General features: G+C 75.3%; 2 protein-coding genes. Both read right to left on the reverse strand.

All coding sequences use genetic code 11. The features are described 5' to 3' along the window. Positions 1–6,167 (reverse strand): type I polyketide synthase (locus tag ABZ441_RS24510; RefSeq protein WP_358977871.1); only part of this gene is annotated, 6,167 nt, incomplete at its 3' end. 125 nt (positions 6,168–6,292) lie between these two features. After that, positions 6,293–17,131 carry a type I polyketide synthase gene (locus ABZ441_RS24515; protein WP_358977873.1) on the reverse strand — a complete coding sequence of 3,613 codons (10,839 nt, stop codon included), beginning with the start codon at positions 17,129–17,131 and terminating at the stop codon, positions 6,293–6,295. Between the last annotated feature and the right edge of the window lie 82 nt (positions 17,132–17,213).

The following is a 17,213-nucleotide window of genomic DNA, read 5'->3' on the forward strand; positions in this document are numbered from 1 at the left end:
CCCAACTCCGTCCCCGTACCGTGCGCCTCCACCACATCCACATCAGCCGCCGACACACCCGCCGACACCAACGCCTGACCCAACACCCGCTGCTGCGAAGGACCATTAGGCGCCGTCAGACCATTCGACGCACCATCCTGATTCACCGCACTCCCCCGCACCAACGCCAACACCCGATGCCCCGACCGCCGCGCATCCGACAACCGCTCCAACACCAGCACACCGGCGCCCTCGGACAGAGCCGTGCCGTCCGCCGCGTCGGAGAAGGACTTGACCCGGCCGTCCGCGGCGAGGTTGCGCTGCCTGCTGAAGTCGACGAACGTGTCGACGGTCGACATCACGGAGACACCACCGGCCATCGCCAGGGTGCACTCGCCGCGCCGCAGCGCCTGGGCGGCCAGGTGCAGCGCCACCAGGGACGAGGAGCACGCGGTGTCGACGGTGAGGGCCGGGCCCTCCAGTCCGAGGGCGTAGGCGACCCTGCCCGAGACGACGCTGCCGAGGCTTCCGTTGCCGAGGTAGTCCCGGACGGCCTCGGGGACGTCGCGCAGCCGGCTGCCGTAGTCGTGGTACATGACACCTGCGAAAACGCCCGTGCGGCTGCCGCGCACGCTGTGCGGATCGATGCCGGCGCGCTCCAGGGCCTCCCAGGAGGTCTCCAGCAGCAGCCGCTGCTGCGGGTCCATGGCGAGGGCCTCGCGGGGGCCGATGCCGAAGAAGTCGTGGTCGAAGTCGGCGGCGTCGTGGAGGAATCCGCCCGAGCGGGTGCTGCAGTGGCCGGGCTTGCCGGGTTCCGGGTCGTACAGGGTGTCGAGGTCCCATCCCCGGTCCTCCGGGAAGTCGCCGATGCCGTCCCCGCCGTCGGCCAGCAGCCGCCAGAACTCCTCGGGGGTGGTGACACCGCCGGGGTAGCGGCAGGCCATGCCGACGATCGCCACGGGTTCGTCCGCCGCCAGTTCCGTCCCCGGTGCCACGGTCCCGGGGGCGTCCCCGGCGTCGGCGCCGAGGAGTTCCGTCCTCAGATACCTCACCAGGGCGTCGGCGTCGGGGTGGTCGAAGACGAGGGTGGCGGGCAGCCGCAGGCCGACCGCGCCGCCCAGGCGGTTGCGCAGCTCGACCGCGGTCAGCGAGTCGAACCCCGCTTCGCGGAAGGAGCGGCGCGGGTCGAGCACCATGTCGCTGCCGTGGCCGAGGACGGCGGCCACCTGGGTACGGATCAGCTCCATCAGCTCCGCGTCCCGTTCGGCGGCGCCCAGGGCGGCCAGCCGGTCGGCGAGCGAGGACCCGGCGGCACGGGCGGCCGCGGCCCGGCGGACGGGGGCGGGCAGCAGGCCGCGCAGCAGGGCGGGTACACCGTCGGCACGGCGCAGGGCCCGCAGGTCCAGGCCGATGGGCAGCAGCAGCGGCTCGTCGGAGGCGAGCGCGGTGTCGAGCAGCCGCAGTCCCTCCTCGGTGGGCAGGGGCCGGACCCCGGCGCGCGTCATGCGCTCGACGTCGGCGTCGGTGAGATGGGCGGTCATGCCGGTGCGCTGCTCCCAGAAGCCCCAGGCCAGGGAGAGCGCCGGCAGCCCCAGGGAGGCGCGGTGCGCGGCGAGGGCGTCGAGGAACGCGTTGGCGGCGGCGTATCCGGACTGGCCGGCTCCGTCGACGGTGCCCGCGGCCGAGGAGAACAGGACGAACGCCGCCAGGTCCGCGTCCCGGGTGAGCTCGTGCAGGTTCCAGGCGGCGTCCGCCTTGGGGCGCAGCACGGCGTCCAGGCGCTCGGGGGTCTGGTCGGTGACCAGCCCGTCGTCGAGGACACCCGCGAGGTGCACCACGGCGGTCAAGGGATGCGCGGCGGGTACTTCGGCCAGGAGGGCGGCCAGTTGCTCGCGTTCGGCGGCGTCGCAGCGGGCGACGACGACCTGGACGCCCGACTCGGCGAGGTCGGCGAAGTCGTCCGCGGAGGTGCCGCTGCGCCCGGCCAGGAGCAGGCGGCGCACGCCGTGTGCGGTGGCCAGGTGCCGGGCGACCACGGCCCCGAGCACGCCGGTCCCGCCGGTGATCAGTACGGTGCCGTCGGGGTCGAGCGTGGCGGCGCTCCCCCGTACGACGGCGCGGGCCAGCCGGGGCACCCGGACCGTGTCTCCGCGCAGGGCCAGTTGCGGTTCGGCGCTCGCGGCGGCGGCGCGGACTGCGGCTGCGATCCGGTCGTCGCCGTCCACCGTCCCGGGGGCGGTGTCCACGAGGACGACGCGGTCGGGGTGTTCGCCCTGGGCGGCGCGGACGAGGCCCCACACGGCGGCGGCCGCGAGGTCGACGGGGCCCTCCTCGCCGGTGGTGACGGCGCCCGCGGTGAGGACCAGCAGACGGGCGGCGGCCGTCCGGTCGTCCGCCAGCCAGTCGTGCAGCGCGTTCAGGACCCGTCCGGTCTCCTCGCGCACCGAGGCCGCGGGGTCGTCGCCGCCGGCCACGGGCAGGACCACCCAGTCGGGCAGCGGTGCGAGCGCGGCCGTGCCGCCCTCGGTCAGGACGCCGTGGGCGGGGGTCGCGGCATCCGGTACGGGCACCGCGGGCCAGTCCAGCCGGTACAGGTCGTCGGCGCGGACCGGGGAGGCCAGCGCTCCGCCGTCGACCGGGCGGGAGACCAGGGCCTCGACGGCGGCGACCGGGGCACCGGTGGGGTCGGCCAGTTCCAGGGACAGCGTGTCGCCGCCGCGGAGGCGGACCCGCAGGGCGGTGGCCCCGGCCGCGTAGAGCGACACACCGGTCCAGGCGAAGGGCAGCCGGGCCGTCCCCTGACCGTGCGTGCCGAGGCCGTCGGCGTGCAGGGCGGCGTCGAACAGCGCGGGGTGGAGGGCGAAGCCGCCCGCCTCGGCGGGCAGTTCGACCTCGGCGTACGTCTCGTCGCCGCGTCGCCAGGCCGCGCGCAGGCCTTGGAAGGCCGGCCCGTAGTCGTAGCCGAGGGCCGCCAGTCGGCCGTAGGCGTCGTCCGCCGGGACCGGTTCGGCGCCGGGCGGCGGCCAGGCCGCGAGGTCGAAGGCGGGCGGAGCGGCCTGCGGTGCGAGGAGGCCCGACGCGTTCTGGGTCCAGGCGGCCTCGTCGTCGCTCTCGGGGCGGGAGTGGACGGTCACCGCGCGGTGCCCCTGGGCGTCGGCGGCGGCCACGTGCAGCTGGAGCTGGACGGCGCCCCGCTCGGGCAGCAGCAGGGGTGCCTGCAGGGTGAGTTCGGTGACGTGTCCGCAGCCGAGGTCGTGGCCGGCGCTCAGCGCCAGCTCCACCAGGGCGGTGCCGGGCAGCAGGGTGGTGCCGGAGACCGCGTGGTCGGCCAGCCAGGGTGTGGTGGACAGCGAGAGCCGGCCGGTGAACAGGGTGCCACCGCCGGCGACCGGGACGGCCGCGCCCAGCAGCGGGTGACCGGCGCTCCGGAGGCCTGCGGCGGTGACGTCGCCGGTGGCCGCGGACCGGCCGAGCCAGTAGCGCTCACGCTGGAAGGCGTAGGTGGGCAGGTCCGCGGTCCGTACCGGCATCCCGGCGAACACCGGGGCCCAGTCGACCGGTACGCCGGCCACGAACGCCTCGCCCAGCGAGGTGAGCAGGCGCTCCGCGCCTCCGTCGTCGCGGCGCAGGGAGCCGAGGCCGGTGACGGTCCCGTCGGCGGCGTCGGCGGTCTCCTCGATGCTGTTGAGCAGGACCGGATGCGGGCTGCACTCGACGAACACCCCGTAGCCGGCGGCCAGCAGCGTCCGTGTGGTCGGCTCGAACAGGACGCCCTGGCGCAGGTTGGTGTACCAGTAGCCGGCGTCCAGCGTGGTGGTGTCCAGCACGCTGTTGGTGACGGTGGAGTAGAAGGGCACGTCGGCGGGCCGCGCCCGCACGTCCGCGAGGTCGGTGAGGAGCCGTTCGCGGATCGACTCGACGTGGGCGCAGTGCGAGGCGTAGTCCACGGGCAGTCGCTTGGCGCGTCCGCCGTCGGCGACGATCGTCCCGCGCAGGGCGTCGAGGGCGTCGGCGTCCCCGGAGAGCACCACGGAGGAGGCGCCGTTGACCGCGGCCACGGAGACCCGCCCGTCGTGGGCGGCGACGAGTTCCCGTGCCCGGGACTCGGGCAGGGCCACCGACATCATGCCGCCCAGGCCGGAGAGTGCCTCGGCGATCGCCCGGCTGCGCAGGGCCACGACGCGGGCCCCGTCGGAGAGGCTGAGGGCGCCGGCCACGCAGGCGGCGGCTATCTCTCCCTGGGAGTGGCCGATGACGGCGGCGGGACGCACGCCGTGCGCGCGCCACACCTCGGCCAGCGACACCATGATCGCCCACAGTGCGGGCTGTACGACGTCCACCCGTTCCAGCGGGCGGCGTTCGCGCACGGTCCCGAGGAGGTCCCAGTCGGTGAAGGGCGCGAGGGCCTCGGCGCAGTCGGCCATGGTGGCGGCGAACACCGGGGAGGCGTCCAGCAGGTCGGCGGCCATGCCTGCCCACTGGGAGCCCTGTCCGGGGAAGACGAACGCAATGCGGGACTCCCCCGCCGGCGCGCCGCGCACCACACCGGACGCCGGGTCGCTGTCGGCCAGGGCGGTGAGGCCCGCGGTCACGGCGGCCGGGTCCGCGCCGACGACGACGGCCCGCCGGTCCAGGGCGGCGCGGGTGGTGGCCAGGGTGTGGGCGACGTCGGGCACCGGGTCGGTGCCGGTCTCCAGGTGGTCCAGGAGACGGCGGGCCTGCGCGGCGAGTCCCGGCTCGTCACGGGCGGACAGCACCAGGGGCAACGGGCGGTCCCAGACCGGCTCCTCGTCGCGCGGCTCGGGGTCGGGTGCCGCCTCGACGATGACGTGGGCGTTGGTGCCGCTGATCCCGAAGGAGGACACTGCGGCGCGGCGGAGCTCCCCGGGGGCCGGCCACTCGCGCGGCTCGGAGAGCAGTTCGACGGCACCGGCCTCCCAGTCGACCTGGGTGGTGGGCCGTCCGGCGTGCAGGGTCCGGGGCAGCCGGCCGTGGCGCATGGCCATCACCATCTTGATGACTCCGGCGACTCCGGCGGCGGCCTGGGTGTGCCCGATGTTGGACTTCACCGAGCCCAGCCACAGCGGCTCCTCACGGTCCTGGCCGTAGGTGGCCAGGAGCGCCTGGGCCTCGATCGGGTCACCGAGCGGGGTGCCGGTGCCGTGTGCCTCCACGGCGTGGACCTGGCGGGGTTCGAGCCGGGCGTCGGCGAGGGCCGCGCGGATGACGCGCTGCTGGGAGGGGCCGTTGGGGGCGGTCAGGCCGTTGGAGGCACCGTCCTGGTTGACGGCGGTGCCCCGCACGACGGCGAGCACCTTGTGGCCGTTGCGACGGGCGTCACTCAGCCGCTCCAGGAGCAGCATCCCCACGCCCTCGCCCCAGCCGGTGCCGTCCGCGCCCTCCGCGAACGACTTGCAGCGGCCGTCCAGGGCGAGGCCGCGCTGGCGGGAGAAGTCGATGAAGGTGTCGGGGGTGGACATGACGGTCACTCCGCCGGCCAGGGCGAGGCCGCACTCACCGGTGCGCAGGGCCTGCACGGCCAGGTGGAGGGCGACCAGGGAGGAGGAGCAGGCGGTGTCGATGGTGACGGCCGGGCCCTCCAGTCCGAGGGTGTAGGACACGCGGCCGGAGGCGACGCTGCCGAGGTTGCCGTTGCCGAGGTAACCCTCGACGCCCTCGGGAACATCCGTGAGCCAGCTGCCGTAGTCGTGGTACATGACGCCGGCGTAGATGCCGGTGCGGCTGCCGCGCAGGGTGTGCGGGTCGATGCCGGCGCGTTCGAACGCCTCCCAGGCGGTCTCCAGCAGGAGCCGCTGCTGCGGGTCCATGGCGACGGCCTCGCGTGGGCTGATGCCGAAGAACCCCGGGTCGAACCGCGGTGCGTCGTGGAGGAATCCGCCCTCGCGCACGTGGGTGCGGCCCGGCGCGTCGGGGTCGGGGTCGTAGATGGCGTCGACGTCCCAGTCCCGGTCCGCGGGGAAGTCGCCCACGGCGTCCACTCCGGCGTCGACGAGCTGCCACAGCTGTTCGGGCGTGCTGACGCCGCCGGGGTAGCGGCAGCTCATGGCGACGACGGCGACGGGCTCGTGCGCGGCTTCGGAGATCCGGTCGTTGGCCCGGCGCAGCCGCTCGTTCTCGAGCATGGCCTCGCGCAGCGCCTCGACGATCTGCTCGACAGATGTGTCCACGGTCGGTGTCGCTCCCTGCTGACTCGGCGGCGCTGATGATGCGGTGAAGGTGGAGGTGCGGTGGGGGTGCGCCGGACGTGGATCGCCGGTGCCGGACGCGGCGCGTCGTCCGGCACCGGGGCGGGTCACTGGGGGGTGCTGCGGTTCAGGGCGGCCCTCACCAGGTCGGCCACGCCCATGGACTTGATGTCCATGGGCTGCTCGGCGGCGGCCACCGCCGGTGCGGGTCCGGAGAGTTTCAGCAGTCCGTCGAGCAGTCCCGCTTCGCGGAGCCTCGCGACCGGGATGCGGGCGATGAGGTCCCGCACCTCGTCGTCGGCCTGCGGGTCGGCGGGCTCCGGGCCGGCGTCCGGGGCGAACCGGTCGAGCAGGTGGTCCGCCAGGGCCGTCGGGGTGGCGTAGTCGAAGATGAGGGTGGAGGGCAGGCGCAGACCGCTGACTGCGTTGAGCCGGTTGCGCAGTTCGACGGCGGCGAGTGAGCCGAAGCCCAGCTCGGTGAAGGCACGCCGGGGGTCGACGGCCGCGGGTCCGTCGTGGCCGAGGACCGCGGCCACTTCGGTGCGGACCGCTTCCAGCACCGTGTGCCCGTGGTCGGCCTCCGGCAGCCCGGCCAGGCGCTCGCCGAGTGTGCGGGTCCGGTCGTCCTGCGCCGCACGGGCGGTGACACCGGCCAGGGTGCGCAGCACGGGCGGTACGTCGTCACCTCGGCGGCGCAGCGCGGCGGTGTCCAGCCGGACCGGCACCAGGGCCGGGTGCCCGGACTCCAGGGCCGCGTCGAGGAGTTCCAGTGCTTCGGCCGGGTCGAGCGCGCCGATACCGGACCGTTCGATGCGCTGTACGTCGTCCTGGTCGAGGCCGGCGCCCATGCCGCTGCCGGCCCAGAGGCCCCAGGCGAGCGAGGTGGCGGGGAGGTTCAGCTCGGCGCGGTGCGCGGCCAGGGCGTCGAGGAAGACGTTGGCGGCGGCGTAGTTGCCCTGGCCCGCGGCGTCGATGGTTCCTGCGGCCGAGGAGAACAGCACGAAGCGGGACAGGTCCCGGTCGAGGGTGAGCCGGTGCAGGTGCCAGGCTGCGTCCGCCTTCGGCCGGAGCACGGTGTCCAGGCGCTCGGGGGTGAGCGCGGGGACCAGTCCGTCGTCGAGTACGCCGGCGGTGTGCACGACGCTGTCGACGGGGTGGGCGGACAGCAGTGCGGCGAGTGCGGACCGTTCGGAGACGTCGCAGGCGACGACGTCGGTGCGGGCGCCCAGGGCCGCGAGGTCGTGCGCCAGTTCGGCGGCGCCGGGCGCGTCGGGTCCTCGCCGGCCGGCGAGGACCAGGCGGGTCACACCGTGCCGGGTGACGAGGTGGCGGGCCACCAGGGCGCCGAGCCCGCCGGTGCCGCCGGTGACGAGGACGGTGCCCCAGGGGCGGCCGGTGTGCGGGGCGTCCGGTTCCGCGGCACGCGTCAGGCGCGGTGCGTGGGCGCGGCCGTCCCGCCACAACACCTCCGGCTCGCCGGAGTCGAGGACGGCGGCCAGCGCGGCACGGTCGGGCACGGAGCTGTCGGGCCCGGTCCGGCCGACGAGGACGATCCGGTCCGGGTCCTCGGCCTGGGCGGCGCGTACGAGTCCGTGGACGGCGGCGTCGGCAAGGGTGCCGGCGGTGAGGACCAGCAGCACCGAGCCGGACCATCGGTCGTCGCCCAGCCACTCCTGGACGGTCGCGAGCGTCGCGTCCAGCGTGGCGCGCACCGCCCCCGGCACCTGCTCCGCGTCATGGTGGGGGGCGCGTACCGGGAGGACGACGACATCGGGCACGGGGCCGTCGATCGCGGCCAGTCCGGGGTGGGCGGGGGCGCCGAGGCCGGCGTCGTCGGGGCCGAGCACGGCCCAGGTGCGGCGCTCCGGGCGGCCTGCGGATTCCGGCAGCGGTTCGCGCTCGATGACGTAGAGGGATCGTACGCGTCCGGTGAGCCGGTCGGCGGTGACGGGGCGGGTGACGTAGGACTCGACGGTGGCCAGCGGCCTGCCCTCGGTGTCCGTGAGTTCGAGCCGGGTGCCCTCCTCGCCCGGGGTGACCCGGACGCGTGCGGTGAGCGCCCCCCGGCCGTGCGCGGTGACCCCGGTCCAGGCGAAGGGGAGGGCGATCGTACCGGCGGGCGTGTCGTCGCCGGGGCCCTCCTCCGTGAGAGAGGTGGTGTGCAGGGCGGAGTCCAGCAGCGCGGGGTGCAGGGTGTGCCGGGCGGCGTCCTGCCGTGCGTCGGCGGGCAGTTCCAGTTCGGCCAGGACGGTGTCGCCTAGCCGCCAGGCGGCCCGTACGCCGCGGAAGACGGGCCCGTAGTCGTAGCCCTCGCCGTGCAGGCGCGGGTAGAGGCCGCCGGTGTCGAGCGGGACGGCGCCCGGGGGCGGCCAGGCAACGTCCGTTGCCGTTTCCGTGCCGGTGAGGGCGCCGGTGGCGGTGAGGGTGCCGGTCGCGTGGAGCGTCCATCCCTCGTCCTCGGGTGCGTTCGCGGGCCGGGAGTGGATGTCCACGGAGCCGTCGGGCCGCGCGGCGACCTGGAGGCGTACGGCGCCGTCCCCGGGGAGCGCCAGCGGGGCCTGGAGGGTGAGTTCCTCCAGGACGGGCCGGCCGGTCAGCCGGCCGGCGTGCAGGGCGAGATCGACCAGAGCGGCGCCCGGTACCAGCACCGATCCGAGCACGGCGTGCTGGGCGAGCACCGGGTGGGTGGCGGTGGAGATCCGTCCCGTGAGCAGCAGTCCGCCGTCACCGGGCAGGTCCAGTCTGGCGCTGACGAACGGGTGGTCGGCGGTGGCGAGCCCGTGTCCTGCGGCGTCGCCCCTGGCCGCGGTCGTCGGCAGCCAGTAGTGGCGGTGCTCGAAGGCGTAGGTGGGGAGTTCGGTGCGGCGGCCCGCGTAACCGTCGTAAAGGACCGGCCAGTCGACGTCCGTGCCCCGGGTGTGCACGGCGGCGAGCGCGGCGAGGAGGCCGGGGACCTGGGCGGTGTCCTTGCGGGCCGTGGAGACGAACTCGGTCCCCTCGGCATCGGGTAGGCAGTCCGGGCCCATGGCCGTCAGGACGGGTGCGGCGCCCAGCTCGAGGAAGGTGTCGACACCGTGGGCGGCCAGCGTCCCGACGGCGTCGGCGAAGCGCACGGTCTGCCGTACGTGCCGCACCCAGTAGTCGGCGGAGCCGAGTTCGGCGGCCGTCGCCTGGACGCCGGTGAGGGTGGACACGATCGGCAGGGCCGGTTCCGCGGCCGGGAGGGCCGCCATGACCTGGCGGAACTCCTCCAGCATGGGCTCCATGCGGGGTGAGTGGAAGGCGTGCGAGACACGCAGCCGCCGGGTGGTCGCGAAGTGCGCGGCGACGGCGGTGACGGCGTCCTCCTCGCCGGATACCACCACGGCGCGCGGGCCGTTGACCGCGGCGATCCCGCACCGATCGTCCAGCAGCGGCTCCACCTCCTCCTCCGAGGCCTGTACGGCGATCATCGCGCCGCCCCCGGGCAGCGCCTGCATCAGCCGGCCGCGGGCCGCGACGGCGGTCACGGCGTCCTGCAGTGACCAGACCCCCGCGACGTGCGCGGCGGCGAACTCGCCGACGGAGTGGCCGGCCAGCCACGCGGGCCGCACCCCGAACGACTCCAGCAGCCGGTAAAGGGCGACCTGGGTGGTGAACAGGGCGGCCTGGGTGTAGGCGGTCTGCTCCAGGACGTCGGGGTGGTCGCCGAGGACCACCTCGGCGAGCGGCCGTTCCAGGTGCTTGGCGAAGAGTTCGGCGACGCGGTCGAAGTGCTCGGCGTACACCGGGTAGGTGGCGTACCAGTCGCGGCCCATGCCGGGCCGCTGGGCGCCCTGTCCGGAGAAGAGGTGGGCGAGGGTGCCGTCGGTGGCGGCGCCGGTGACGAGCAGGCCGGGCGCCTCGTGTCCCCGGGCCAGGGCGTCCAGCGCTTCGGCGGTCCGCGGCTCGTCGGTGGCCAGGACGACGGCGCGGTGGGGGTGGGTGGTGCGGGTGGTGGCGAGGGCCAGGCCGAGGTCCGCGGGTTCGGTGCCGGTCAGGTCCCGCAGCCTGGCGGCCTGGCCGCGCAGTGCCTCGGGCGAGCGCGCGGAGACGGGCAGGACGAGCACGGGCGGCGCGGTGGCCGGGTCGGGCTCCGCGGTCTCCGGCTCTTCGGCGGTGAACTCCTCCAGGATGACGTGGGCGTTGGTGCCGCTGATCCCGAAGGAGGAGACCCCCGCGCGCCGCGGCCGGTCCGGGGCGGGCCAGGGCCGTTCGTCGGTGAGGAGCCGCACCGCGCCCGCCGTCCAGTCCACCTGGGGCGAGGGCGCGTCGACGTGGAGGGTGCGGGGCAGGGTGCCGTGCCGCATCGCCATGACCATCTTGATGATGCCGGCGACTCCGGCGGCGGCCTGGGTGTGCCCCATGTTGGACTTGACGGAGCCCAGCCACAGCGGCTCGTCGTCAGGCCTCTCCTGTCCGTAGGTGGCCAGCAGGGCCTGCGCCTCGATCGGGTCGCCGAGCGTGGTGCCGGTTCCGTGCGCCTCGACGGCGTCGACGTCGGCGGTGGTGAGCCCGGCGGCGCTCAGCGCGGCGCGGATCACCCGCTGCTGGGAGGGGCCGTTCGGAGCGGTCAGGCCGTTGGAGGCGCCGTCGGAGTTGACGGCGGAGCCGCGCACCGTGGCCAGCACCCGGTGGCCGTTGCGGCGGGCGTCGGAGAGGCGTTCGACGACGAGCATGCCGACGCCTTCGCCCCAGCCGGTGCCGTCGGCCGCCGCGGCGAACGACTTGCAGCGGCCGTCGGCGGCCAGGCCGCGCTGGCGGGCGAAGTCGACGAAGGTGTCCGGGGTCGACATGACGGTGACGCCGCCGACCAGGGCGAGGTCGCACTCGCCCTGCCGCAGGGCCTGCGCGGCGAGGTGCAGGGTGACCAGTGAGGAGGAGCAGGCGGTGTCGACGGTGACGGCCGGGCCCTCCAGTCCGAGGGCGTAGGCGACCCGGCCGGAGACGACGCTGCCCAGGCTGCCGTTGCCGAGGTAGGCGGCGAGGTCGTCGGGTACGTCCGTCAGCCAGGTGCCGTAGTCGTGGTACATGACACCCGCGAACACTCCGGTGCGGGAGCCGCGCAGGGCCGCCGGGTCGATCGCGGAGCGCTCCAGGGCCTCCCAGGAGACCTCGAGGAGCAGGCGCTGCTGCGGGTCCATGGCGGTGGCCTCGCGCGGGCCGATGCCGAAGAAGCCGGGGTCGAAGTGGGCCGCGTCGTAGAGGAAGGCGCCCTCCCGGGTGTACGTGCGGCCGGGGGTGCCGGGCTCGGGGTCGTACAGGGTGTCCGTGTCCCAGCCGCGGTCGGCCGGGAAGTCGCCGACCGTGTCGACGCCGTCGGCGACGAGGCGCCAGAGGTCCTCCGGGGAGCGGACGCCTCCGGGGTAGCGGCAGCCCATGCCGACGATGACGACAGGGTCGTCGCCGGCGGCGGGGCGCGGTCCGGTGGCGGGCTCACCAACAGGCCGTGAGGTGCCGAAGAGGGCGTCCTGGACGTGGTCGGCGAGGGCGCGCGAGGTGGGGTGGTCGAAGACGAGGGTGGCCGGCAGCCGCAGTCCGGTGACGGTGTTGAGCCGGTTGCGCAGTTCGACGGCGGCCAGGGAGTCGAATCCCAGCTCGGTGAAGGCCCGTCCGGGGTCGATGGCGGACGGGGAGTCGTGCCGCAGGACCGCGGCGACCTCGGTGCGGACCAGGTCCAGCAGAGCGCGTTCCCGGTCGGCGGCGGGCAGGTCGGCCATCCCCCGCTCCTGGTGGGCCGCGGTGTGGGCGGCGGCCCGGCGGGTGACGGGGCGGACGAGGCCGCTCAGCAGCGGGGGCGGTCCGTCGGGCCGGCGGCGTACGGCGGCGGCGTCGACCTCCACGGGGACGAGGTGGGGGCTGCCGGAGCGGACAGCGGCGTCGAAGAGCCGCAGGGACTGTTCGGCGGGCAGCCCGGGGATTCCGTACGCGGCCACGCGCTCCAGGGCGGCGGTGTCCAGTGCGGCGCCCATGCCCGTGCCGGTGGCCCACAGGCTCCAGGCGAGGGCGGTGGCGGGCAGTCCGTGCGCCGCCCGGTGGACGGCGAGGGCGTCCAGGTAGGCGTTGGCAGCTGCGTAGTTGCCCTGGCCCGGCCCGTCGAGGACGGCGGCGAGCGAGGAGAACAGCACGAAGTGGGACAGGTCCCGGTCGAGGGTGAGTTCGTGCAGGTGCCAGGCGCCGACGGCCTTGGCGTGGAAGACCTCGTCGATCATGTCGTCGGTGAGGCTCTCGACGATGCCGTCGCGCACGGTGCCCGCGGCGTGGACGACGGAGTCGACCGGGTGCCGGTCCAGCAGGTCGCGCAGCGCCTCCCGGTCTCCGACGTCGCAGGCGACCACGGTCACCTCGGCGCCGAGCGCGGTCAGTTCGGCGTGCAGTTCGGGGGCGTGCCCCTGGCGGCCGACGAGGATCAGGCGGGTGACGCCGTGGGCGCGCACCAGGTGGTGGGCGAGCAGGGCGCCGAGTCCGCCGGTGCCGCCGGTGATCAGGACGGTCCCCCAGTCGGCGGCCGGCCGGGGTGCGCCAGCCGGCTCGACGGTGAGCCGGGGCACGGCGAACCGGCCTTCCGTGAGAGAGAGTTCGGGCTCCTCCGCAGCGAGGACCTGGTGCAGCTCCGCCTCGGAGGGCAGGCCTTCGTGCTCGACGAGGACGTAGCGGCCCGGGTTCTCGGCCTGCGCCGAGCGCACCAGACCGCGCAGCGCGGCGTGGGCGGGGCTGCCGGGCTCGGTGACGAGGACGAGGCGGGTCCCGGAGGCCCGTTCGTCCGACTGCCAGGTCTGCAGGAGACGCAGGGTGTCCAGGACGTGGGCGCGTGCCTCGGCGGCGTCGTCGCCCGCCGGACCGGCCGGGCGGTACACCACGGCGTCCACGGCGGGGCTGTCGAGCAGCGCGTCCAGGGCGCGGGCGAGCGCGTCGCCCGCCGGGGCGGCCGGGTGGGGACCGCCGTCCAGGACGGCGGTGCGCAGGGGTGCGGTGGTCGTCGGCCGGGGGTGGGTGACCCACCGCACGGCGTACAGGACGTCCTCGTCGGGTACCGGCAGGGAGGTCATGGCCTCGACGTCGGCCACGGGTGCGCCGGTGGTGTCGAAGAGGTGCAGTCCTATGGTGTCGCCGTCGCCACGGGTGATGCGTACGCGCAGGGCCGGGGCTCCGGTGGCGTGCAGCCGGACGCCGGTCCAGGCGAACGGCAGGAGTACCTCGCCGCGCGGCGGGGCGTCGAGGTCGGCGGCGTGCAGTGCGGCGTCCAGCAGCGCGGGGTGGAGTCCGAAGCGCGCGGCGTCGGCGGTGGCGTCCCCGGGCAGGGCGACCTCGGCGAGGACGTCCTCGCCGTGCCGCCAGGCGGCGCGCAGGCCCTGGAAGACGGGACCGTAGGCGTAGCCCTGGTCGGCGAGGTCCGCGTAGACCTCCGTGGTGTCCAGGGGTTCGGCGTCCGGCGGCGGCCAGGAACCCGGCTCGGTGCCGGCGGCCGGTGCGGTGCCGGCGGCCGGTGCGGTGCCGGCGTCGGTGAGCAGGCCGGCCGCGTGCCGGGTCCAGGGCGCGTCCTCGTCGGCCCGCGAGTGGACGGTGACGGTGCGGCGTCCGGAGTCGTCGGGTTCCCCGACGGCCACCTGGACGGCGACGTGCTCGTCCGCGGCGAGCACCAGCGGGGCGCCGAGGGTGAGTTCCTCCAGCACGGTGGCGCCGACGTGGTCCCCCGCCCGCAGGGCGAGTTCGACGAAGGCGGTGCCGGGCATCAGCACCCGGCCGGCGATCACGTGCTCCGCGAGCCAGGGATGGGTGCGGGTGGAAAGGCGTCCGGTCAGGACCACGCCCTCCGCGCCGACCGCGACCACGGCCGCCAGCAGCGGGTGTCCGGCCGCGGTCTGCCCCAGTCCGGCCGCGTCGGCGGGGGTGCCCGGCTCCAGCCAGAAGCGACGCCGCTGGAAGGGGTAGCCGGGCAGCTCGACGCGGCGGGTGTCCCGGCCGGCGTGGTGCCGTGCCCAGTCGACGGGAACGCCCCGGGCGTGGGCCGCCGCGAACGCGGTGAGGGCCTCGCGGGCCTCGGGCCGCTCACGCCGCAGAACCGGCAGGAAGGCTGTGCCGGGCGCGTCCGCGCAGTCGGGACCCATGGCGGTCAGCACCGCGTCGGGGCCGATCTCCAGGAACGTCCGTACACCGGCGTCGGAGAGCCACCGCACCGCGTCGTGGAAGCGGACCCGGGCGCGGACGTGCTCCACCCAGTACTCGGGGTCGCACAGTTCGCGGCCGACGGGGGCGCCGGTCACGGTCGACACGACCGGCACGGTGGGTTCGGCGTAGTCCAGCACCTGTACGACCCGGCGGAACTCGTCCAGCATCGGTTCCATCAGCGGCGAGTGGAAGGCGTGACTGACGCGCAGGCGCTTGGTGTCGTGCCCGCGGGCGGCGAGTTCGCTGGCGATGCGCTCGACGTCGTCGAGGTCACCGGAGATCACGACGGAGGCGGGACCGTTCACGGCCGCGATGCCGGTGCACTCGGTGAGCAGCGGTGCGACGTCGCTCTCGGCTGCCCGGACCGCGACCATGGCGCCGCCCTCGGGCAGCGCCTGCATGAGCCGGCCGCGCGCGGCGACCAGGATGGTGGCGTCCTGCAGGGTGAGGACCCCGGCAACGTGCGCGGCGGCGATCTCGCCGACGGAATGCCCGGCGAGGTGGTCCGGTCGCATTCCCCAGCTCTCCAGCAGGCGGTGGAGGGCGACTTCGACGGCGAACAGGGCGGGCTGCGCGTACTCGGTGCGGTGCAGCAGCTCCGCTTCGGGTGTGTCCGGCAGGGCGAACAGGACGCTCTTGAGGGGCCTGGGGAGCTGGAGGTCGAAGTGGGCGCAGACCTCGTCGAGGGCGTCTGCGAACGCGGGGTGGGTGGTGGCGAGTTCACGGCCCATGCCGGGGCGCTGGCTGCCCTGCCCGGTGAACAGGAAGCCGAGTTCACCGCCCGCCCGTGGGGCGGCGGGGGTGCTGCCGGAGGCCACGCCGGTGAGCGCCGCCCGCAGCTCGGCGCGGTCGGCGGCGACGAGGACGGCCCGGTCGGGCAGGGCGGCGCGGGTGGTGGCCAGGGCGTGGGCGAGGTCGGCCGGTTCCGTGGTGCCGGCCAGCGGCAGCAGGTCGGCGGCGCGGGCCCGCAGGGCGGCCTCGCCGCGGGCTGACAGCGGGAAGACGAGCGGGACGTGGACGCGGTCGGACTCCGGGCCGTTCTCGGCGTCGTTCCCCGGGGTCAGGTGTGCGGCGTCCGGGACCAGGACACCTGCCGGGTCCTCGGCGCGGTCCGCGGACTCCGGCTGCTCCAGGATGACGTGTGCGTTGGTGCCACTGACGCCGAAGGAGGAGACTCCCGCCCGGCGCGGACGGCCGGTCCGCGGCCAGGGCGTCGGCTCGGTGACCAGTTCCACGCTGCCGGACGCCCAGGCGGCGTGCGGGGTGGGGGCGTCGACGTGCAGGGTGGCGGGGACCTGCCCGTGCCGCATGGCGAGGACGGTCTTGATCACACCGGCCACGCCCGCGGCGGCCTGGGTGTGCCCCAGGTTGGACTTGACCGAGCCGAGCAGCAGCGGGGCTCCGGCCGGACGGCCCTGCCCGTAGGTGGCCAGGAGCGCGGTCGCCTCGATGGGGTCGCCGAGGCGGGTCCCCGTGCCGTGCGCCTCCACCACGTCGACGTCGGCGGGGCCGAGCCCGGCGACAGCCAGCGCCCGGCGGATCAGCCGTTGCTGCGCGGTGCCGTTGGGGGCGGTGAGCCCGTTGGAGGCGCCGTCCTGGTTGACGGCGGAGGACCGTACGACGGCGAGCACCTCGTGGCCGTTGCGGCGGGCGTCGGAGAGCCGTTCGAGGACGAGGACGCCGACGCCCTCGGCGAAGCCCGTGCCGTCCGCGGCGGCGGCGAATGCCTTGCAGCGGCCGTCCGCGGACAGGCCGCGCTGTCTGCTGAACGCGGTGAAGACACCTGGTCCGCCCATCACCGCCACCCCGCCGGCCAGCGCCAGCGACGACTCGCCCTGCAGCAGCGAGCGGCAGGCCAGGTGGACGGCGACCAGGGAGGCGGAGCAGGCGGTGTCGACGGTGACCGCCGGCCCCTCGGTGCCCAGCACGTAGGCGACGCGGCCGGAGATGACGCTGGAGGCGTTACCGGCCAGCAGATGGGCGTCGAGACCGTCCGGCGCGTCGTGCAGGCGCGGACCGTACTCCTGCACCTCGGCCCCGAAGAACATGCCGGCCGCGGTGCGGCGCAGTGTGGTGGGGTCGATGCCGGCGTCCTCCAGGGCCAGCCAGGAGGTCTCCAGGACCAGTCGCTGCTGCGGGTCCATGGCCATCGACTCGCGGGGGCTGATGCCGAAGAACTCGGCGTCGAACTCCGTGGCCGTGTCGAGGAATCCGCCGGTACGGGCGTAGGAGCTGCCGGGGACGTCCGGGTCCTCGTCGAAGAGCTGCTTCAGGTCCCAGCCCCGGTCCTGCGGGAAGTCCGAGAGGACCTCGCCGCCGTCGATCAGCAGGCGCCAGAGGTCGGCCGGAGTCTCGATGCCCCCGGGGAAGCGGCAGCCGATGCCGACGATCGCCACGGGTTCGTCGGGGCGGCCGTCACCGGCCGGCTCGGGCGGGGCCTCGTCCGCGGCCCGGTCCCCGGCCAGCAGCCGGTCGGCGAGATCGCGCACGGTGGGGCAGTCGTAGGCGAGGCCGACCGGCAGGTCGAGGCCGGTCCGCTCGGTCAGCCTCCGGTGCAGGTCCACCGCGGCGAGCGAGTCGAGCCCCTGTTCCGCCAGCGGTGCGGACGGGTCGAGTGCCTGCGAGGTACCCGGCCGGGCCGCCTCGACCGCCTCGGTCACGGCCGTGCGCACCAGGTCCGTCACCAGTCTGCGGTGCTGCGTCGGTGCGGCCTCGGCGAGCAGGCGCGCCAGGGCTGTTTCGGATCCGGACCCGTTCATCCACGCATCTCCACTTTCGACCGACACCGTTTCCCACCTCTTTTCTCACGGTAATGACGACCCCGGAAAGCCCATACCCTTA

The organism is Streptomyces sp. NPDC005752, from assembly GCF_040630715.1.
In the GTDB taxonomy this organism is placed as follows: Bacteria; Actinomycetota; Actinomycetes; order Streptomycetales; family Streptomycetaceae; genus Streptomyces.

Bases quoted from the DNA above. Each gene is read 5' to 3' on its own strand.
- ABZ441_RS24515 (WP_358977873.1), bottom strand. From the start codon at position 17,131: ATGAACGGGTCCGGATCCGAAACAGCCCTGGCGCGCCTGCTCGCCGAG.